The following is a 20,152-nucleotide window of genomic DNA, read 5'->3' as shown; positions in this document are numbered from 1 at the left end:
GATCGACACCGGAGTTTAAGAATAGCTCATATCCACTCTTTTTTTGCTGTCTCGTATCTGCCGGTAGGCAATGTCGAGGTCCATTGGAGTGTCCACCTCAAACCATCCGCGCTGGATCGGCGTATAAAACAGCTCTCGTGTGCGGGCAAAATGATTTAACAGGTCGGTCATATAGGCGTTTCTTAGATCGCGCCCACTCCCCCAGGCATCATCTGCCCTTTTTGAGTGATCCCGGCAGTTGTGATAAGCTTCTTTCACCAACCGGCATCCTCTGTCTGAAAGCTTCGTCAAACCAATATATTGGCCGTCGATCTCTTCGGTTGCGTTGGGCTCCCCTCCCAGGGACAATACGGTCTGCCAGGGACCAGTCTCAAAAGTTTCTGCATCTGAAAGTGGATCACTGCATCTTTTTTGCCAGTAGGGAAGCCACTGCATATCCGATGCAACCACCATATCCTGCTCATTATCCATCAGTTTCTGCAGAACCCGTTTCGAGTAAATGATATCCCCGTATGAAACGATAACTTTCCCCTCAAGGTACTTTTCCGCACAAAACAGGCTATGCACCATATTTGTGGAATCGTAAACAGAATTATGAACCTTGGTAATCCTGAGGTCATCAATTTTATCCTCAAGATAGCCGGTTACCACAATAATATTCTCAATACCAGATTCGACCAACACCTCCAATTGCCATTCCAGCATCGGCTTCCCGTCCACCGGAATCATACATTTGGGGATACGATTGGTCAACGGGCGCAACCGCGTTCCTTTTCCTGCTGCCAAAATAATTGCAGTGTAATCATTGCTCATAGTACCCCTAGTTTTTCTTTATAAAAATTGATATCACTGTTTCTGAATTTCTGGTAACGCTCGGGGTGCCACATCATGCCATAGAGGGCATAGCCTGCATGCTGAACGGCTTCCACATGGTTATCAAAAACCGCTGTTATTGTTAAACTCCGCCCAACCATATCCACCGGTATTCCCCACCTGTGATAAGAGTTGACCTGGAACGACTCACCATAAATTGCTTCCCATTCTGCACTTCGAGACTGAACCATATGCTCTTTCGCCACATGAGTATCGGCGTCAATCCTGGATTGATTGCCACCGAAAAATGCGTTTATAAACTGGAGTCCCCGGCACACCCCGATAAGCGGCTTATTCCTGCTCATAGCCCATTTCAATAAGTTGCTTTCTGTTCGATCACGCGCAAGCGCCACGTCATGTTCTTGCAAATTTTTGTCTTTCAAGTATGTTCCCCCGTTGATACCGATGTTATTGCCACCGGAAAAAATCAGCCCCTCGAGCTCCATCGATTCGGCATAGCGGGCACTGTCCGGGATGTTATTGGGGATCGGGACCAGCTGCAGCCCCACAACGCCGGCAAAATCATGCCAGCGCTGGTCGAGCGCATCCCGCCGTTCATCGATCTGTTCCATGTACACTACCCGCTGGGTAATACCGATTCTTTTCAGTTCACTCATCCAAGCACCTTTATCTGTTTGTTGGAGCAGTTGAGCTCTACATTCGAAGCCTCGTTTAGGCGTTCAAACCAGTGCTCCCCACACCCGATGGCCGCCGGCAACCCAAATTCTGCGCAACGAATCGTCATATGCGAGGCCGCCCCACCGTATTTCGTTATTAATCCCTTAATCGGGTGAAGGAAAATCCAGTCGTATCCCGGATCAGCTCCTTCTGTCAGTACAATTTTGCCTTCCAGCTCTTGCTTATCAGCAATTTTGGAAAGCCTGCAGATCGGCGCAGTCATCGACTTATTTGTGACATAGTTAGGTTCAGCCACATTGTGTTCAATAATATCAAGGTCCCGGGGTGATGCTATAATTTGAGGCGTCTCTATTTTATTGGATTCTTTGTGCCAGCGTTTTCCCTCCTGTATTTTTTGCTTCATATACAATGTTGCTGACTGACCAATACTGAATGTATCCAACCGTAAAATATCCTTAATAAACATATAGGAGAGGTCTTCCCGGCTAAAACCCTGCGCTTCTCCCCATTCCGCCAGCAGATTGAGGGCTTTGCTCAGATTCTTTGTAAACTGGAATTTTGCATATTCACGTGTTGCTGTTGCTTTTTCAATAAAATTGAGCAGCTCTCGTGCACTGAAATCCATTCCCATCTGTTTAATTTCATCCTGGATTGCGTTCAGCATTTCATCACCAAAACGAAATGGTTCGGAATCTCCTGTCTCTGCACTCTGATCTTCAAAGTCAGCCCTGTCCCTTACATCACAATCCGGGAAATACTGTCCGGGCTTTTCGGCGTAGCTATAGGAGGTGATGTCGTAGGTCCCCGGTCGCAGGTGGCCGAATTCCTGCAGAAACTTTTCTTTGGGATATCGCCCCGCAAGTACCTGGTCCATCGTCTCCACAAGGTTCCCCGCCACGGTTTCTATAGAGTTCAAGAACTTGTGATGCTGTTTGTTGCTAATAGCTCCACACCTTACAAGTCCACGCAACATCGACGAGGCGATAAATCCGTAACGCGCCAGGATGGAGAACGGGATCGTCCCCCGCTCAATGCAGTCATCCAGCAAAGTATTGACCAGGCTCGGAATTTCTGATATCTCGTAATCGGTATCCAGCAGCGCCTCGCGCCTCGGATTCAACGATTCCGTCCGGCCCACCAGCTCCTCAACCGACAAGCTGTTGCCGGTGATCGCATCTTCGGTAAGTTTCCTCAATATATCCTTCAGCTGCACGATCTCCTCCGAATCAAACTGATCGCCCGGCAGACGCTTGAGATGCTCGTCGATATCAGGCGAATAGCAGGTGATGGCAATCTCAAACTCAATTTTGTCATGAAGCTGCGGCTGCTCCTTCAGGCGCTCGATGTAATGATTTACCAACTTTTCTGACAGCGAATTACCCAGGCCCCCGGGAATCAAGTTATTAAAACTGTTTCGCACATCGATATACGGGTGCCCCCCGATGCAGTACATCAATTTTTCCGGGGACGGGTTGTTGTATCCCATCCTGCTGCGGGCAATTCGCCACGTGGAGTCCGTAATCAGGTATTGATAAAGGGAAACAGTCAGTGGTTTCGGCCGCACCCCGATCATCTCAGCAGGATTCCAGTCAGGCATGTCGGCCAGTACTGTGCGGTCTCCAAAAATGTGCGGAATCGGTTTAAGCCGTGACGCCACCTTCTGCTTCGCCCGTTCTATTCGCTGATGGAAATCAGGGTAACCCGGAATTCCGTTGTGGGTTGTTATCGGCCGCACCTGCACGATGTACAGCTCACCGGTTTCGGTAAGTACAAATTCAATATCCAGCGACTGGTAACCGGTGATAGTCTCCAACTCTTTGACAGCTTCGATCACCCGTGCGATGCGTTGATCTTCTGGCGGAGATTCCGCTTTCTTGTAGATTGTAACCGATTTCGAATTCGGGGAAGTCCCGGAGGTTACCGTATCGGTCCGCCGGGAAACATCATCATAATTTACCAGGTAATACGGGGTACCGTTTTCCAGGTGTTTTGAAAAGGCGACTCCACTCATCGCTACGTCACTGATAAACGGCTGAACCAACACTTGGTTATTGGGATCATAGCAGCCCGAACCATTTTGCCTGAACCCCGTTATCACTTGATCGATCCCCTCTTCCAGTGCAATGTTATCTTCCGACTCAATACCCGCCACGCTCAGGAATGCCCCCGCCTGCGAGGACTCCCAGGAATCCTCCTCAAGCGAGCTACTACGGATGATAAGCTCCTCTTTGGGAAAATGAGCTTGAATCCGATTTAACACCGACGAATGATCTTGCTCCCAATGCTTCAGTGGGAAGTGAACCTGCTCGCAGATTTCAGCTTTTGTGACCAGGGGCTGAATCCGATCCAAGGTTTCCGCTTTGGTACCGAAGACAAATTGCGCCAGGTCAGCTTGCGTGTCGAGTTCTGCCCAACTCCCGCTATGGTCATGGGTAATGATCGGGATTTCCCAATCCCTGCGTATGATTTGAAGGAGTTCGGTCAAACTTCCCTGATCTGAGACAGGTGATTCCGCATCTCTTTTATCCACCAACAAGTCACAGATCTTTCGGACCACGTTTTTTTTCAGCAGTACCAGACCGGAAAATTGTGCATCGGCCTGGACGGGTGGAATTTCGTGGCGCCCCAATGCTTTTACTCTTCCATTCTCAAGCAATACCTTCTCCGCTTCAGCCTGCAGATATTCCTGTTCCAGTCGCTCTCTCCACGCCCGGTCGATGCCGATCGTTACAGGGCTGTTATACTGTAATAACGTATCGAATACAGTATGACGAAAAACAGTGTCGGCGTAGGTTAGCAGCAGGTCGCCCCCTTTCCACGAATCCAGGGCACAGCGGAGCGATCCCACGACATGCGTTTCAGCCCAACGCGGATTCACGATGTAGTGAAGACCGGGATATTTGCTAATAATTTTGTCAATCTTGTAGCCACCGATAAATGAGATCTGCTCGCTGGTAATGCCTGCCTGGTTGATGGCGTTGATCGTCCAGTCCAGCACCCGCTGCCCCCTGATCAGCTTTTCCAGCACCAGCTGCTGTCCCCCTGTAGCCAACTTGCTATTAGTTCGCGCCGCCCCAAAGATAAAAACCTGCATTTCAGCCCACCTTTCGCTTTTGCGGTTTAAAAAACTTTTCAAGTGCCTGCGGCAGCAGGGCATCGTGCATAAAATAGTAGGTCTTGCCCTCATCGTTCTGCTGAGGCACCGTCCCCCAGTTACTTGGATCCTGCGCATTTTTGAAAAGTGGTGCCAACATTTCCGCCCTGTAATGAGGATCCACATGGTTGACCAGGACTTCCTTGATCACGGAAGGAGGAAAGGAGGTGATATCACTGTCAAAACCGGGTATATCGAAGGTACGAGTCGTTATTATATTCCCTGTATCGATACCTTCATTCATAAAAAATGCACTCATCCCGATCTCATTTTTAACCAGTGCACTCCACAGCAGGCAGTCAGCGCCGCGCATATCCGGTATTACTCCAGGGTGAATGTGGATAAACTGCTTACCGCAGTTCAGCATCGGCTTTCTCAGGATTCCCCCACCGCAAAAAATGATATGCTTTTCTGACAGATCTTTGCACAAATAATTCACTAATGACGGGTCGTTTATATCTGTAATCGTCTTTTCTTTGTAACTCCAGCCAATCTCGTTCAAAACTTCCCGGGCAGGGCGGGTTAAATCGGTTGAATACACTTCAGCCTCTAATAATGAAAGCCTAATATCGTCCCATAACTCGAACAAGGGTTCTGTATCAAAGCGTACTTCTTCCCGACGCGTATCCTGCTCCCAGCTGAGCAGGAGGATGTTTGCGGGACGCAGCCCTGCCTGGTGGAGCTTTGCCACATACGCCTTGGTCACATTATGGGATGTCGCCAGCAGCAAAACATCTTGCAGTTGCTTATTCATACCGCTTTGCAAAGTTGATTTCAGGCATCCCCATATCGATGGTATCGCCAATTTTCAGTGCTGTATTGTAAAATCGAACGTCGTTGTGTTTTACTGCCTGCAGGCACAGGCAAATTGCCAACTGGGCGTATCCATCCTTTTGGAGCTCATGTCGCGTAATCGGCATCTTTATGATGTGGTCATAGGCTACATAAACTTTCTTGTCCAGCTCATACTTTCGCATCAGGCGATTGAACTGCTCATATCCTGAATCACCAGAGGAAGCCATGTCAATTATATCTTCTACCTTGCGCATACTTTTTCGGTTTAATGGCTAATTTCATTTTTAACGTAATTCACTATGTTCTCTGCTGCTGTTTTTTCGTTGGGTGGCATCAAACGGGAGTTCACGAACCTAGTCCTCACTTCCTGCATGGGGTCTTTCTGCTGCAGCGCCTGGTGTTCAATAAATTTCAGGATTTCATCTCCCCGCTGGGCCTGGTAATGCCTGTGCAGGGCCATTTTCCCAAATTGATGCAATCGCTCACGAACGCCCAGATCGTGCAGCAGGTAAAGAGAGGGCTTCCCGGTCGCTAAATATTCGGCCATAAACGAGGAGCAGTCATGGATCAACACATCTGAGGTCAGGAACAGGTCGGTATAATCCGCCTCTGCCAACAAACCGTTCTGCAGGTTATCCCAAAACCTGTAGTACTGGTCCGTCCTTTTTTTGCCCCAGTCTTCATCCTTGTACAGCTTCTGTTTGAGCAACGGGTGCGGTTTAAAGGCGATCTGGATTTTATCGCTGTACGCGGTGGCAATTTCCTTAAAAAGCTCGTGATAGGTCTTGAAGGTCGAATAGTTCAATCCCTGTCCCTGCCCATCGATAGTATGGTGCGGGGCCCAGATGATTCGTTTCAGCTCATCACTGGAGCTATTCCAGGGATCAGAAACCATCTGTTGATCTGCAAACAGGAAATCATCCAACCGCGGGTAGCCGCTGACAACCACATTTTCACCCCGGTTACGCGCATATTCTTCGGCATATTTTTTATGGATCTCCGTCTCGTAAAAAGAACGCCAAACCAGGTTGTGGAACGGCCCGTCGTAGTTGCTGCCTTTCTTTCCGTTAGTCGTAAAAAAATAGGGGACATAGCAGGTTAGCGCGTACCTGAAATTGGCCAGCCTGTACTCATCCCGGGTATAATCGTACGGCACTGAAAAGAAGACGATATCAGGCTGCAGTTCCGATTTAATATCGATCCAGCTGTCGTTCTCCTCATCATATGTTTTAAGGACATTGTACCCGCTATGCTGCATAAACCGGAGCGTTTTGTCCATCTCCTCAGACATATGTGCTTTTCCATCTTTCAGATAGGGACAAACCACAACGGTGGGGTGGAAACGCGGATCGGCCTCCATCAGCTTATACACTCGGTGGTACTTCCAGATGGAACTGTGTATCACCAGGAAGGCCACGTTTATGGTTGCCTTGTTCTTTAACCGTGCTGCCGTGGCCGCATACCGCTCTTGTTGCCGCTGGATTTTCAGCTGGAACAGGTCGACATCCTCTTTTTTTTGTATGGTCATTGATGGTGTCATAGAAACAAATTGTTGGGTTAGGCGTAATTGGCGATCACTTTATGGACTTTCTGCATACTCTTTTCTTCCAGCACAGGACTCATCGGCAAACTCACAACCTGGCGATGGAGCTTTTCAGTCACGGGTAGATTCAGATCACTGAGCTCGGGGTATCCTTCCTGTTGGTTGGGGGCTACAGGATAATGGGTGGAAGCGGCAATCTCGTTTTCCTCCAGGTAGTCAATAAATCGATCCCGGTTCTGAACGCGCACTACGAACAAGTGCCACACATGTGAACTGTCATTGCGGATCGAGTTATCTGCTTTGAGGACCGGCAACTTCACTTTTGGATTTGAAATATTCCGGATATAGAAATCGGCTACTTCCCGGCGGCGCTGGTTCGCTGTATCCAGACCTTTGAGCTTTACGCGCAGCACCGCCGCCTGGATCTCATCCATCCGGCTGTTGAACCCTTTGTACTTGTAACGATATTTGGATGTGCCACCGTAGTTGCCCAGCGAGCGACAACATTCGGCCAGCTCCTGGTCGTTTGTGCAGATCGCCCCGGCATCGCCCATGGCTCCCAAATTTTTCCCAGGATAGAAACTGAATCCCGCAGCGTCGCCAATAGAACCGATACGCTGATCCTTGTAACAGGCCCCGTGCGCCTGCGCCGCATCCTCAATCAATTTCAGGTCATACTGCTGACACAACTTGCCAATTTTTTCATTATATGCATTTTGCCCGTAGAGGTGAACCAGCATGATTGCACGGGTTCGATTCGTAATTTTTTCCTCGATCAGGTCGGGATCGATATTGAACGTATCTTCATCGGGCTCCACCAGCACCGGCCTCAGGTCATTATTGGTAATCGCCAGGATGGAAGCGATAAATGTGTTGGCAGGGACGATCACTTCATCACCCTCCTGCAACTGTCCGAGTGTCCGGTAGGCTTTCAAAATGATTGTCAGTGCGTCCAGTCCGCTGGCCACACCGATGGTGTAATCGATGCCGATATATTCTGAAAACTCCCATTCGAAGCGCTCTACCTCATCACCCAACAGGTACCAGCCCGAATCGATTACCCGACCGATGGAGGCACGGATCTCATCCTCATACCGGCTGTTACTCTTTTTCAAATCCAGGAACGGAACGCTCATAACTGCACCAGCTCGTTTTCTTTTACAATCCATTTCCTATTTTTATTGTCGATCCAGGTCCCGTCACTTTGCTGCATTGGAGAGCCATCCTCATTGACCCAGCCCTTTACCTCGGCAGGGTGACCGGTCACCAAAGCTCGATCCGGCACATCTTTCGTAACAAGTGCCCCCGCTCCAACCAGTGCATACGCCCCGACCTTAACTCCACCAAGTACCACAGCTCCCGCCCCGATTGAAGCGTTCTGTTGAATCCTCGTTTCCTGGAAACGGTCCGGGTACTGCCTGGACCGCGGGTGCTTGTCGTTGGTAAACGTCACATTGGGGCCGATAAAAACATCGTCTGCAATGCGGAGTCCATCCCAAAGCTGTACGCCGCTTTTCACAGTTACACGGTTGCCGAGCCTTACATCGTTTTCGATAAAGACATGGCAATTGATATTGCAGTCTTTTCCTATACGGGCTCCTTCCAGGATAACCGTGAACTGCCAGACCTTGGTATTCTGACCAATATCTTCAGCCTGAACGTCTGATTGCGGATGAATCATGGTTTTGCTTGTATCGATTAAATTCTTGTTCGCTACGGATGTAATCATCTTCATCATACTTCTCGGAGGCCAGTACCAGACAGATGGCACTGGAAGAAAAATTGTGCAGTTCCCGCCACAAACCGGCCGGCATGTAGAGCCCGAAATAGGGTTTCGACAGGTTAAACGTCTGCTTTGTCGTTCCGTCGGCCAGCGTAAGAGCAAAACTGCCACTGGCGGCAATGATGAGCTGTTTCAGTGACTTATGGGCGTGTCCACCGCGACCTTCACCACCGGGAATGTCATACAGGTAATACACCCGGTCGATGGTGAAAGGGATGATCCCCTCCAGGTTATTTATGGCCGTGATATTGCCCTTCTGATTATAGGTTTTGGGCAGTTGAATAAGTGAACTGTCATAGACCGTGCTAGCCCTCATGCAACCTCCTGTACTCCTCGAAATCCCTGATGTAATCCTCTTCCGTAAACGTCATGTTAGAAGCGTGCAGCGAGAGAGCATTTGTCGAAAAATTGTCGAGGCGACGCCACTTTTTGGGCGGCAGGTACAGCCCGTAATACGATCGGTTCAGGCTGTGAGTCACTTCCCGGCCATCGGGCTTGGTGACCACTACATCAAAACTGCCGCTGAGTGCCACGATAAATTCCTGCTGCTCGTAATAGGCATGTCCCCCGCGAAGCTGTCCGCCGGGAACGTCATAGGTCCAGAATACCCGCTCGATTTCGAACGGGATCTGGCTCTCATCCTCAAAAAAATGTAAGGTTGCCCCGCGGATCTTCCAGCTTGGGCAGATCGATCAACTCTACTTCAGACATGGGCTTTCTCCTCCTTTTGCACCAGGCGTTCCAAGTACCGGCCGTAACCGCTTTTGTTCAGCTTCATCGCCACTCGCAGGAGGTCTTCCGTGCCAATCCAGCCTTTTCGCCAGGCGATCTCTTCGGGACATGCGATTTTCAATCCCTGCCGGCGTTCGATTGTCTCCACAAATTGCGAGGCCTCGCTCATCGCTTTGTGGGTACCGGTGTCGAGCCAGGCAAAACCGCGCCCCAGCAACTCCACATCCAGGTCGCCCCACTGCAGGTACTGCTTGTTGATATCGGTGATTTCCAACTCCCCGCGATCCGACGGCTCCAGTGTCTTTGCCACATCCATCACGCGGTTGTCATAGAAATAGAGCCCGGTAACGGCATAATTGCTTTTGGGCTGGTCCGGCTTCTCCTCGATAGATTTGACCTTGTGGTATTCATCAAATTCCACAACACCAAACCGTTCGGGATCGCCTACCCAGTATCCAAAAACCGTGGCACCATTTAGATTCTGCACCGTTTTCTGCAGCTTTGGCTGGAATCCCTGTCCATAAAAAATGTTATCTCCCAAAATCAGGCAGACATCGTCATCTCCGACAAAATCCTCACCAATAGTGAAGGCCTGGGCCAATCCTTTCGGTTCTGGCTGCACTGCGTATTGCAGGTCAAGGCCCCAGTCCACTCCATCACCCAGCAGGTTCTTAAAACTTTGCCGATCCTGTGGAGTTGTAATCACCAAAATTTCACGGATGCCTGCCAGCATTAGCACAGAAAGCGGATAATAGATCATCGGCTTGTCATACACCGGCATCAGTTGTTTCGATACGGCCTGAGTCAGCGGATAGAGGCGCGTACCGCTCCCCCCCGCTAGAATAATTCCCTTCATAACTACTGGCTGATTTGTTCAGTTATAATTTCAATTAGGCGTTCGGCGTGCTTCTCAAGGGTGAATTCAGATTCTATGATTTGTCGCCCCTTAACAGCTTTTTCCTCCAAACAGTCCCAGCCAGCCGACAGGTACTCCTCCACCTTTTTGCCCTGTTCACCGGTTAACCCGATTGTGCCTTCCTCGCCAAAAATCCGGTCCAGTTCCGGGTTATAGTCAGACACCACAAAACAGCCGTTAAGCATTCCATTTTGCACGCGGGCATGGACTTTATCGGGAAATGTGGGGTTGCAGTTTAGCACTATTTTAGCATCCTGGTAGAGGTCGTCCAGCTTGGTTCTGCTAACCTGGTCGATCCAATTTATATTCTGTTTCCCCTGCAGTTCAGGAATAAACTTTGCAACCTCGGGATGAGCTGGAATGGTGACTTTGTATTTATCTGGAATCTCTGAGAGGTGCTTCATCATCTCCAGGCGTCGATCTTTCCGTATCTGCCAATCCACCAGGCTGAGCACTTTGAGCCAGCGCCGGTCCTCATCGGATTTGGGGCTACCAAACTTATACGCCCTTCCGAGCTTGATGTCGGTGACCTCTCGGAACGTCTCAAAAAGGGATTGCTCGTAATTATTTATAGCCTTTTGATACACCCGGTACCCGATTTTTTTCTGGGATGCACCCAATTTCTTGAGCTGTTCTTTGAGCGGTTGCTGATCCAGAAAAAATTTGTGCAATCCCAATGGAACCAAGATATCGATGGAACGCTCTGCCAACGGCGCCGTAGAATAATTTCTAATATTATCCGCCGAAAGAGAAAAAAGATTACCCATGGGTTTGACCGCTTTGCCGGGATAAATATTTCTCACTTCAGCCGCCAGAGAATCGAGCGGAGTCAAAAACACGGTATTCTCCGCACACTGCTCCATCCGGTGCCACATAAATTCGGTGTAGGGGTGATCCCCCAGGAATGCAAACACCGGGAGATCCAGCAGGTCAAACAAATTGCCGCTGATGCCGTGGTGAGAGTGCAGCTGCAGGTCGTACCCAAAGACGCCGGTATAGAATGCATGACCCTGCTCTTCGGCTGCTTCCACAACCTTGTTAAAAAAATCCGGGCTCGAAGATGATACAATGCTGGTACTCACGCCCTGTCGTTCAAGCTCCTTGGCCAGCTTTTGTGCCCGAATTTCATGAATGCCGTGGGCTCCGCCTTTCTTCCCGGGTACGGCCAAGTGAAGATGCCTGAGCGCTGTAGCATTTTTACTTCCCGCAGCCGGTTGCTTTCCATTAACCATGATATCTTTTGTCGAACTTTTCCCTTCTGCCCAAAACCACTCGTTATAATCGATATTTGGAATCGGTTCAGCCTCCTCCCCATTGGCCTTTCGGACAAGCGCATTTCGTTTTATAATTTCTTTCCCCACTTCTGGATTGCCATCCAACATCTCCAGGAAGTTCAGCTCTTGGCTACCGCTGAAATAAGTGGACAGGTCCTTGAGTATAATCCACGCTTCCACCACGCGGACCATCAGCCATTTTTGAATATCTGTTTGGATCGGGGAATTATCCTGAGACTTTAGTGGTAAAAGAAACGGGCGATCTACATTTATCTTCTGCTTACCGATACCGCTCATCTCCAGCACCGTTTTCAAAATTTCTACCGCCTGTTCCCGCTTACCCAGCGCTTTCAACCCACGGACAAGCGTTAGCGCCACGGGCAAGCCCGTGTTTCCATCATTATACAGCTGAATCAAAATCTGAACGCCCTTTACCAGTAGGGCACCTTTTTTCAGGCGACTTAACGAATCGGCCCTTTCCGCAGCACAAATGCAATTTAATGCCTCTCGGTACTCCCTGTTTTCCGGCGCATGCATCTGCTCATTCCACTGCTCCATCAAAGAATTCGTCCATGGCAGGGCATTGAGCGTTTCTTGCCAGCAATCCTGCCCCGGCTCACCCGGTTCAAGAGTCTCGTCATAAATCCAGCCGGACTTTTGCAACGCCTGCTGAGTCTCCTCTTTACACGCCACCAGACTCATCGCATACGAATCTAGTGGCTGGTCGGAATTGTGCTCAGTTAGCAGCTGTGGACCTGGGATATATTCGAACAGCCGGTAACCAAGTTCTTTGAGCAGCTCCTTAATTTCCCGGTCCTGTTCACCTTGGTTTGCAATTGCAAACAGGATCACCGGGGAGTTTTCCTGCAAAAACTTGTTGCCGCCGAGAATTACTTTTGCTTCATCCCCAGCGACATCCAGCTTGATAAAATCAATTTTGGGTTGTCCGGTAAACTGCCACCAGGCATCCAGCGTTGTTTTACTCACTTCTTCACTTCCATCCGCGTCGAGCTTATTCTGCTCTGGTGGCTCTCCCGCAGCAAAGGTTGCCGGGGCAATTTCATCCGAAAGTGCCTGGCTCATCACTTCCAGCTGATCAAATCCATTCTCAAGCTTCCCCCACTCAAGAAATTTTCTCGTATCGGAGGTGGGCTCAAAAGCAAAAACCTGTCCTTCATGACCTACCTTTTTAGCCATCGGTAGTGCATACGAGCCAACTCCCGCCCCAATATCAACAGCTTTCATCCCCGACTTTAGGTAGGCCGTAGCAAACGCAAGTTCCTCTTCAAACCACTGCTCCTGCTCCAGCAATACAAATGTTGTCAACTGCTCCAAATCTGACGGGGCGACAACGGTAACTCCTTCTTTAGTCTCTATTTTATATGGTTTGGACTTTTCCTTTGCAGATTTCACCGTTTGCTTTTGGCACGCACCATTCATCAATATTTTTTCACCAATCTCATTTTCCTCCTGCGTCTCCGGCTTGGAGACAGATCCCACGATCGCATCGACCTCCTGATCCGAAAGCGGATCCACTTCAATGTGATCCTGCCAATTCTCCAACTTCTTTTCATATCCATCGACCCGCTGTTCCCACATTTTCCGAAAGGCCACGGAAAGGTGGGCGGCAAAACGTCGGCCGTCGCAGATAGGGGATTGCGCCACCTGCTCCCGCAGGCTGCTTCTTATTTCTGTAAGCTTCTCGACGTCAGAAGCAAGGGTGACCGCCATTTCGATATATTCTTCCCAGTTATCTGCCACGAACCCCGGCAGCCCGGCATTATTCAGGTGCGTAACCGAGTGTTTTCCGGCAAAGGTTGGTCCGGGCAGCGTCACAACCGGGACACCCATCCAAAGCGCTTCGCAGGTAGTGAGTCCACCAGAATACGGCCAGGGATCAAGGGCGATGTCAATATCATTATAACAATCCAGGTGATCTTGGTGGATAGAATGACCTTTGAATATTATTCGCTCCCGCTCAATCCCGAACGATTCCATCGTAGCAACAATCCGGTTGGTAAATGAACGTGTTTCATACTGTTTACTCTTCAGAAGAAGCCTGCTTTTCGACACCTGTTGCATGATGGCCGCCCATCGCTCCAAAAGCTGGTCGTTGACCTTGCAGGGATTATTGAAACAACCAAAGGTGATATACCCGTTATCTTTGGCGGGCAACGGCTGCCGATCCGGCGCATAATCCGGCGGTAAAAAACAGATGTAATCATCCGGAAGTCTCACCAGCTTCTCGGTATAAAACTCTTCCTCTCCCTCCGGCGTCTCATACCAGTCACTTATGAGAAAGTCCACCGCATCCAGACCTGTGGTATTAAACAGGCCGCCCACCCATTTTACAATGATCGGCGCCGGCTCCCGGTTAATGGTACCAAGGCAACCGTCGGCAGCGTGCCCCGAAAGGTCGACCAGTATATCTATCTCGTCCTCACGGATCATACCGGCAATGACCTCGTTACTGTAACCTACAACCGAAGCCCAGCTGTCACTTGCATCGTGGATTCGCTTGGTGATGGGGTCATGTCTGGTATTCGTAGTGTAACAATATATTTCGCACTCCTCGTCCGGGAGATTTTCGAGTGCCTTGGTAATCATCCAGCCTACCGGGTGCTTCCGAAAACCGCCGGAGACAAAACCGATTCTCAGGCGCTTATCTTTACTCTTGTTTTCGGGCCGTGGCCGGACCGCCTCCACATCCCGCAAGAATTTGTCGTTCCATTCCAGGTGTGCTTCAAAAATCTCCTCCTTGGTCCGATTGGGATTGTAATGTATCCCCATCAGGTAATTGGAAAAAGCGTTGGCGGCATCCCCGCCCTGCTCCACCACTTCCAGGTAGTTTTCTTCTGCCTCCTCAAACTGTCCCAACTCCTGCAGGCAAAGGGCGTAATTTATACGAACGCCCCCCTGTTCTGGGTACTTTTCGAGCAATTCTTCAAAGATCTCGACCGCTTCTTCATACTTGCCCTGGTCTTTTAGTACTTCTGCACGGTTAAATCTGATGGCCAGGCAGTCGCCGTGCCGCTCAAGTGCGGTATCGAGGCAAGCTTCCGCATCTTCGTAATCCTGTCTTTTTTTGTGAATATCCGCTTTTTCCAGCAGTGCCCCCAGGTAGTCCGGCTCGATCCGGAGGGTGATGTCAAACAGCTCGAGCGCTTTGTCCAGCCCGCCCTGGTCTCGGTATATCGCGCCGATACGGAAGGCGATGCCTGCATTTTGGGGATCAAGCTGATTGGCTTTCTGATAGCATTTCAGCGCCTCCTCCAACCGCGCCTGGGCCCGATAAAGCGACCCCAAATTCACCCACGCTTTCAAGAAATCATCTCGGCGATCCAGGGCCTCCTTAGCAAATTCCTCTGCCTCCTCAAAACGGCCCAGATTGTAATAATTAACTGACAACAGGTGATAGGTCTCCGACTCGTCACCGCCCCTGTCCAGGGCCTTTTGTAGACATTTCACGGATGCCTCGTGCTCCCCTTTTTGCAACAGGGCGATACCCATCAGGTGAAAAATAGCCCAGGGCGCTCCCTTCTTTGCCATAAGAGGCCTGAGCAGCTGGATCGCCTTGTCGGATGCCTGTCGGTCTAAAAGCTGCTGTGCGTGTGTGATTTTTGATTTCAAAATGTGCCGGTCTGGTTATTTTTCCGTTTGATGCGGCCACAGCTTTGTGCAACCACAGCTATAGATTCTGCAAAAAAAATGCCATGCGTCCTCTGCATCCTCTCAAAAATCACCTGTCAGCCCCTAACTCCTATAAATCTTTATATCAGCCCTGGATTTTTACCTTTTCCGCGAAAAAAGAAGAGCCTGCAACTCCAAATATTTCCTTTGCGACACCAAAGTTTTCCGCTTTTAATACTGAAACTGTTAACAAATCACGGATATCACTGTGAATACGAGCTATTCTATTCATAAAGGACTTCGGTAGCGCTCAGCTATATTTCCTGATACTGTAGCATGAGTCGGGAGAGCACCGATCGGGCCAAAGGATTGAGGCGACATTGGTGGCATGCTAATTGCATTATTCACCGGTGGGAACACTGTGCCAACACCCGGAATTTTAGAGAATCCTATAAAAGATTAGAGTTCTCTCATGGCACTTAACTTTCTACAAAAGTTGCCGATAAGGCTTATAACTACAGCCAAAAACCGACATCAATAGACAAAATTATGCAGAATCCACAACAAGTTTATCAAAGGCAAGCAGTCCTGAATGCGTCTCCTTTACAGATAGTGGTTAAGCTGTACGATTTGGCAATTCAGGCTTCTTACAGGAAAAACGGAGAAAAGCTGAGAGATGTCCTCTCCACGCTGATAGAGAGTCTGAACTTCGAGTATGAACCGTCTGACCAGCTGTTTGAGCTATACAAGTACTGCCAGGACCTTTCTCGCAAGGAGGAGTATGAAGAAATCAGGGAGATCCTGGAACCCCTGCGTGATGCATGGGAAGAGGTCGCAAACGGAGAGAACAGGGATGGACTCACCATTGACAAGGCATAAATAAAACCCAGATAAACCGAGCGAACCATGAACTCTATTAGTAATCTCATAATGCAGTCTGGCAAGTATGAAGGATATATCCAACAGCTCGTACAGCTGGAGAGCCAGCAAAAGTATGAGCTCCAAAGCCAAAAAAGAAGCAAAAATGACCAGCAGTCTGCACTGGGAGAGATAAGCTCTGTAATTTCCGAGTTTGAGAGCAAAATTGAGGAGATCCAGGATCCCGGCAATAATGCATTAACCCCGCTAAAGGCCAGTACCTCGGACGACTCGGTTGTACAAGTGGATTCTACATCAGGGCTAGACAACCCCTCCAGTTATGATATTACCGTGCAACGGCTGGCCGACAACGATACGATGCTGACCGGGGTGATCGACGGGACAGCCAGTGATATTGCTGGATTTGGAGATGGATCGGTGGATATAACGATTGGCGATAAAACAGAGACAATCACAGTCAGTTCCACAAAAACCGACAGTGGTGGAAATACAGTGGACAAGACGAATGAAGAGATCCTACAGTCATTCAGTGACAAGATTAACGATCTGCTGGGTGAGGAAGCTGAAGCCAGTGTATTCCAGACTGATAATGACGGGAATGTACAGTTTTCAATAAAAAGCCAGGAAACAGGCTATGATGAACGAATCCAGTTTAGCAATGCCAGCGGCGCATTGGCAGAAGTGACCGGTAATATGACGCACGACACGGCCGTCGCAGACCTTGATGCCAAGTTTAAGATTGACGGGGTCACCTTTACGCGCGGTCAAAACACGGTGGATGATGCGATATCAGGCATGACCTTCACCCTTCTTGATGACACCGGCAACCAGGAACAGATTACGATTGAAAAGGACCTGGAAAAAGCCAAAGAAAATGTGGAAGGATTTATGAATGCCTTTAACAAATTAAACAGCAAGATACGCAGCAAAACGTTTATCGATGAAAGTGGAAACCGGGGCATACTCCGGGAGATGCGATCCGTTCGCGGCCTCTCTACTGATCTGCGACAGACGGCTTTGAAAGATATGAGCGGGGCTGCAGATGGGGAATTGCAAAACCTAACTGAAATCGGCATTAGCTTTGAAAATGACGGTGAGATGGTCATTGAAGATTCCGATCTTTTGGAGGAGATGTTGACGGAGCGGCCGGATGAAGTCAGCAAGCTATTTACGGACGATACTTCGGTTGTATCGAGCATGAAAACGCAGGCCGAAGCGTATACCAAATCCAACGGCATCATTTCCACGCTTGAGGATGGGATCGATCAGAACATTGAATTTTTGGAAAACCGCATTGAATCGGAGAATGAATATCTCCAAAAATACGAGGAACGGCAGCGGACCATATTTGCAGAGCTGGAACAGATTCAGCAAAAGGGACAGTTTCAGTATAACCAGGTCACCCGGATTCAAACACAACTGGGACTGTAGGATATGGACCAATCTCCAAGCCGGATGAGCCTTCTGGAGCAGCAGCTACAGCAGATGATCAGGCTCAGTAAAAAAATTATAACAGAACTTGAAAAAGATAAACCTTCGACTGAAATCCTGAACAACACGTTTAACCTGCGGCAACATCATATTAACAAGATGGAAAAATTGATAGATGGCGATGAAAGTTCATTATCAGCCGGCGAAAAGAAGAAACTGCAATTACTGTTTGACGAATTTGATCATTTAAGCGAACGTATCCGGGAAGGTCTCGAGGAGACGCTCGACCAATATCGAGACAAAGTAGCAGACGCAACGAAACGGCGGAAAGCAGAAGACGGATACCAAATTTTAAACAAACCCGACATTTCGTACTTTTAAGGAGAATAACAGGACATAGATATGAATATCAATAAACTATCAAGTCACATAAACGGCGAGATCAACGAGACAAACGCTGCCAAAGGCGGGCAGGAAGCTTCTGATTCAGCTCAAGGCAAGTCTGACGGCAAGGTTGTCGACAAGGTGTCAATTGAAAATTACAACTCTAACAACGAGAAGCTCTTTGCCAAGCTCGAGCTGGAGAAACTGAACCATGGTTCTTCTGAGCGACTGAAGGATATGAAAGCTAAGATAAACGAGTACAAAGAGGCTAAAAAAGTATCAGCCGAAGCTGCTCAACAAACCGAGATCGGCCAAAAGCTCAACGATCCCGATGTGTGGGGGAAAATTGCCGACGATATTCTCGGATCGTAAAGGCCTCTCAAATGGCTGTTACCTATCCCGCACTCCAACCTCTCGTTAACGGGAAAATTGCTACGTATTAACAACCAACTAAGTACTGAAGAATAAATTGAATCCATAATTAAATCGTTTTTACTCCTTCCTATAATATTCCCCCGAAATAAGTTTATATTTTTAATTACTATTAAAATTATTTAATATCTGCCCGGGGTAGAACAACTCAATTCTTGGAGCTCATTTAAACGGAGAAGTGTAGTAGATGAAGGGTAAAGTTCTTGTAGTAGACGATGACGAATTACTGCTGGATTTCCTCCAGGAAAACCTTTCTATGAATGATTATGATGTTGCGGCATTTGATTCACCGGTGCAGGCAACATCACACATGGAAGAGAATCCGGTAGATTTAGTAGTCACTGATGTAAAAATGAATGAAATGACGGGTGATGATGTCCTCTCGCACGTCCAGAAGAACCACCCGGGTACTGGTGTTATAATGATGACCGGCTTTGGGAATGTAGCACATGCCGTCCGTGCACTTCAAAAGGGGGCGTTCGACTACATCACCAAGCCGTTTAAGGCCAAGGAGATCCTGTTTCGGGTAGATCGTTATTTTGATTCTGATTTTGAATTGAACGTATTTCAAAACAACAGGATTGACCGCACCACTCCTAAAAAAGGGAAGGACGAAGCCAATTCAGAAACCTCTTCGTCATCCGGCAAAATCAAGTTTATCGGGGATGACCCTCAAATAAAAAAATTGTTGAATATCCTGCCCAGTATTGCACAGAACGACGCCCCGGTGATGATCCAGGGGGAAAGCGGGACCGGGAAAGAAGTATTCGCCCACCTCATCCATGACAAAAGTGCCCGTTCTGACAAGCCGTATATAAAAATAAACTGTGCAAATCTCCCGAAAGAATTAGTTGAAAGTACGCTTTTTGGTCACGTGAAGGGTGCCTTTACCGGAGCGATATCCGACCGCGAAGGGGCTTTCCACGAGGCTGATGGCGGCACGCTTTTGCTGGACGAAATAACAGAGATTGATATAACAGTACAGGCCAAACTCCTGCGCGTACTGCAGGAAAAAGAATTTTACCGGGTGGGTAGCCAAAAACCGGTTCAATGTGACGTCAGAATCATTGCTACCTCGAACCGTAATATTGCCCAGGCTATTGCAGACGACCAGTTCAGGGAGGATCTTTACTACCGGCTCAATGTTTTCCCGATCTCTATCCCGGCTCTGAGAAATCGAAAGGGCGATATCCCGCTGCTGGTTCAGCATTTTGTGAACCACTATACAGACAAGTACGATCTGGAAGACAAAGAAGTGTCGGATGAACTGATGGACCACCTGATGGGGAAAGACTGGCACGGAAATGTACGCGAGCTGGAGAATAAAATTCACCGGGGCGTGATCCTTTCCCAGGACAGTTCGGTCATCACCATGAACCACGTGGTGAAAAACCTATTCGCCAAAGTAGACATTGAAGTAAGCGGGGAAGTACTTTCCGACCTGCCCCTGATGTCGATTGAGGATATGGAACTGCAGCTGATAAAAAAGGCACTCGAACACACTCAGGGAAACCAAAAAGAGGCTGCCAAAATACTCGGAATTTCTGACCGAACCATTCGAAAGAGGCCTTTGAATTACCTGCCGATTTGGGTCGTGTTTAATTTTGCGGGTACAAATAGGTAAAAACCGGCAAAATAATCCATAAATGCACCTTGCATTTTTCGTTTTAGGCCGAAATATCGGCCT

17 protein-coding genes and 1 pseudogene are annotated in these 20,152 nt (G+C 48.7%); 5 read left to right on the top strand and 13 right to left on the bottom strand.

Translation table 11 applies throughout. The features are described 5' to 3' along the window. Positions 1-15: 15 nt before the first annotated feature. From NC796_RS18070 to NC796_RS18010, 13 genes and pseudogenes are all read right to left on the bottom strand, one after another. Positions 16-813 (bottom strand): phosphocholine cytidylyltransferase family protein, encoded by a 798-nt coding sequence (locus NC796_RS18070; RefSeq protein ID WP_310686445.1) that lies wholly within the window; start codon positions 811-813, stop codon positions 16-18. After that, on the bottom strand, positions 810-1,490 hold the full coding sequence (locus NC796_RS18065; protein WP_310686443.1) for a gamma-glutamyl-gamma-aminobutyrate hydrolase family protein: 681 nt from the start codon (positions 1,488-1,490) through the stop codon (positions 810-812). Before NC796_RS18065 ends, NC796_RS18070 begins: the two co-directional genes overlap by 4 nt. Beyond that, positions 1,487-4,606, bottom strand: coding sequence for a PEP-utilizing enzyme (locus NC796_RS18060; protein ID WP_310686441.1), 3,120 nt, complete (start codon positions 4,604-4,606; stop codon positions 1,487-1,489). The genes NC796_RS18065 and NC796_RS18060 overlap by 4 nt, the downstream gene beginning before the upstream one ends. A gap of 1 nt (position 4,607) precedes the next feature. Beyond that, complete coding sequence (locus NC796_RS18055) at positions 4,608-5,420, bottom strand: formyltransferase family protein (protein ID WP_310686439.1); 813 nt, start codon at positions 5,418-5,420, stop codon at positions 4,608-4,610. Next, positions 5,413-5,715, bottom strand: a complete 303-nt coding sequence (locus tag NC796_RS18050) for a hypothetical protein (RefSeq protein WP_310686437.1) — start codon at positions 5,713-5,715, stop codon at positions 5,413-5,415. The genes NC796_RS18055 and NC796_RS18050 overlap by 8 nt, the downstream gene beginning before the upstream one ends. Positions 5,716-5,726: 11 nt before the next feature. Continuing rightward, positions 5,727-7,001: a CDP-glycerol glycerophosphotransferase family protein gene (locus NC796_RS18045; protein WP_310686435.1), complete on the bottom strand. Its 1,275-nt coding sequence runs from the start codon at positions 6,999-7,001 to the stop codon at positions 5,727-5,729. 17 nt (positions 7,002-7,018) lie between these two features. Further along, positions 7,019-8,140, bottom strand: a complete 1,122-nt coding sequence (locus NC796_RS18040) for a DegT/DnrJ/EryC1/StrS family aminotransferase (RefSeq protein ID WP_310686433.1) — start codon at positions 8,138-8,140, stop codon at positions 7,019-7,021. Beyond that, positions 8,137-8,685 carry an acyltransferase gene (locus NC796_RS18035; protein ID WP_310686431.1) on the bottom strand — a complete coding sequence of 183 codons (549 nt, stop codon included), beginning with the start codon at positions 8,683-8,685 and terminating at the stop codon, positions 8,137-8,139. Before NC796_RS18035 ends, NC796_RS18040 begins: the two co-directional genes overlap by 4 nt. After that, positions 8,654-9,103, bottom strand: a complete 450-nt coding sequence (locus tag NC796_RS18030) for an FdtA/QdtA family cupin domain-containing protein (RefSeq protein WP_310686429.1) — start codon at positions 9,101-9,103, stop codon at positions 8,654-8,656. Before NC796_RS18030 ends, NC796_RS18035 begins: the two co-directional genes overlap by 32 nt. Then, positions 9,093-9,498: pseudogene (locus tag NC796_RS18025) on the bottom strand (sugar 3,4-ketoisomerase). The gene NC796_RS18030 and the pseudogene NC796_RS18025 overlap by 11 nt, the downstream one beginning before the upstream one ends. After that, positions 9,491-10,375: a glucose-1-phosphate thymidylyltransferase RfbA gene (gene rfbA / locus NC796_RS18020; protein ID WP_310686428.1), complete on the bottom strand. Its 885-nt coding sequence runs from the start codon at positions 10,373-10,375 to the stop codon at positions 9,491-9,493. Before rfbA ends, NC796_RS18025 begins: the two are co-directional and overlap by 8 nt. Before the next feature lie 2 nt (positions 10,376-10,377). Then, positions 10,378-15,339 carry an FkbM family methyltransferase gene (locus NC796_RS18015; protein ID WP_310686426.1) on the bottom strand — a complete coding sequence of 1,654 codons (4,962 nt, stop codon included), beginning with the start codon at positions 15,337-15,339 and terminating at the stop codon, positions 10,378-10,380. Between the two features lie 145 nt (positions 15,340-15,484). Next, positions 15,485-15,631: a hypothetical protein gene (locus NC796_RS18010; protein ID WP_310686424.1), complete on the bottom strand. Its 147-nt coding sequence runs from the start codon at positions 15,629-15,631 to the stop codon at positions 15,485-15,487. A gap of 257 nt (positions 15,632-15,888) precedes the next feature. On the opposite strand from NC796_RS18010, the gene NC796_RS18005 reads away from it, so the two are divergent. From NC796_RS18005 to NC796_RS17985, 5 genes are all read left to right on the top strand, one after another. After that, entirely contained in the window at positions 15,889-16,218 is a 330-nt protein-coding gene (locus NC796_RS18005; protein WP_310686422.1) for a flagellar export chaperone FliS, read from the top strand. Between the two features lie 27 nt (positions 16,219-16,245). Then, complete coding sequence (gene fliD, locus NC796_RS18000) at positions 16,246-17,649, top strand: flagellar filament capping protein FliD (RefSeq protein ID WP_310686420.1); 1,404 nt, start codon at positions 16,246-16,248, stop codon at positions 17,647-17,649. Positions 17,650-17,652: 3 nt separating this feature from the next. Further along, the gene (locus tag NC796_RS17995) at positions 17,653-18,030 is read left to right on the top strand and encodes a hypothetical protein (RefSeq protein ID WP_310686417.1); all 378 of its coding nucleotides are present in this window, start codon (positions 17,653-17,655) and stop codon (positions 18,028-18,030) included. A gap of 21 nt (positions 18,031-18,051) precedes the next feature. Beyond that, complete coding sequence (locus NC796_RS17990) at positions 18,052-18,405, top strand: hypothetical protein (protein WP_310686415.1); 354 nt, start codon at positions 18,052-18,054, stop codon at positions 18,403-18,405. 247 nt (positions 18,406-18,652) lie between these two features. Next, positions 18,653-20,089, top strand: a complete 1,437-nt coding sequence (locus tag NC796_RS17985; RefSeq protein WP_310686413.1) for a sigma-54 dependent transcriptional regulator — start codon at positions 18,653-18,655, stop codon at positions 20,087-20,089. Positions 20,090-20,152: the final 63 nt, after the last annotated feature.

This window comes from Aliifodinibius sp. S!AR15-10 (assembly GCF_031569985.1).
In the GTDB taxonomy this organism is placed as follows: domain Bacteria; phylum Bacteroidota; class Rhodothermia; order Balneolales; family Balneolaceae; genus JAMQKA01.
Note: the sequence above shows the minus strand (reverse complement) of the source record. Positions and strands in the feature narration are given on the sequence as shown.

Excerpts from the sequence above, each read along its gene's own strand:
- NC796_RS18050 (WP_310686437.1), bottom strand. The coding sequence starts at position 5,715 with ATGCGCAAGGTAGAAGATATAATTGACATGGCTTCCTCTGGTGATTCA.
- NC796_RS18055 (WP_310686439.1), bottom strand. The coding sequence starts at position 5,420 with ATGAATAAGCAACTGCAAGATGTTTTGCTGCTGGCGACATCCCATAAT.
- fliD (WP_310686420.1), top strand. The coding sequence starts at position 16,246 with ATGAACTCTATTAGTAATCTCATAATGCAGTCTGGCAAGTATGAAGGA.
- NC796_RS18060 (WP_310686441.1), bottom strand. The coding sequence starts at position 4,606 with ATGCAGGTTTTTATCTTTGGGGCGGCGCGAACTAATAGCAAGTTGGCT.
- NC796_RS18065 (WP_310686443.1), bottom strand. The coding sequence starts at position 1,490 with ATGAGTGAACTGAAAAGAATCGGTATTACCCAGCGGGTAGTGTACATG.
- NC796_RS18070 (WP_310686445.1), bottom strand. The coding sequence starts at position 813 with ATGAGCAATGATTACACTGCAATTATTTTGGCAGCAGGAAAAGGAACG.
- NC796_RS18030 (WP_310686429.1), bottom strand. The coding sequence starts at position 9,103 with ATGAGGGCTAGCACGGTCTATGACAGTTCACTTATTCAACTGCCCAAA.
- NC796_RS18040 (WP_310686433.1), bottom strand. The coding sequence starts at position 8,140 with ATGAGCGTTCCGTTCCTGGATTTGAAAAAGAGTAACAGCCGGTATGAG.
- NC796_RS17990 (WP_310686415.1), top strand. The coding sequence starts at position 18,052 with ATGAATATCAATAAACTATCAAGTCACATAAACGGCGAGATCAACGAG.
- rfbA (WP_310686428.1), bottom strand. The coding sequence starts at position 10,375 with ATGAAGGGAATTATTCTAGCGGGGGGGAGCGGTACGCGCCTCTATCCG.
- NC796_RS17985 (WP_310686413.1), top strand. The coding sequence starts at position 18,653 with ATGAAGGGTAAAGTTCTTGTAGTAGACGATGACGAATTACTGCTGGAT.
- NC796_RS18045 (WP_310686435.1), bottom strand. The coding sequence starts at position 7,001 with ATGACACCATCAATGACCATACAAAAAAAAGAGGATGTCGACCTGTTC.
- NC796_RS18035 (WP_310686431.1), bottom strand. The coding sequence starts at position 8,685 with ATGATTCATCCGCAATCAGACGTTCAGGCTGAAGATATTGGTCAGAAT.
- NC796_RS18010 (WP_310686424.1), bottom strand. The coding sequence starts at position 15,631 with ATGAATAGAATAGCTCGTATTCACAGTGATATCCGTGATTTGTTAACA.
- NC796_RS17995 (WP_310686417.1), top strand. The coding sequence starts at position 17,653 with ATGGACCAATCTCCAAGCCGGATGAGCCTTCTGGAGCAGCAGCTACAG.
- NC796_RS18005 (WP_310686422.1), top strand. The coding sequence starts at position 15,889 with ATGCAGAATCCACAACAAGTTTATCAAAGGCAAGCAGTCCTGAATGCG.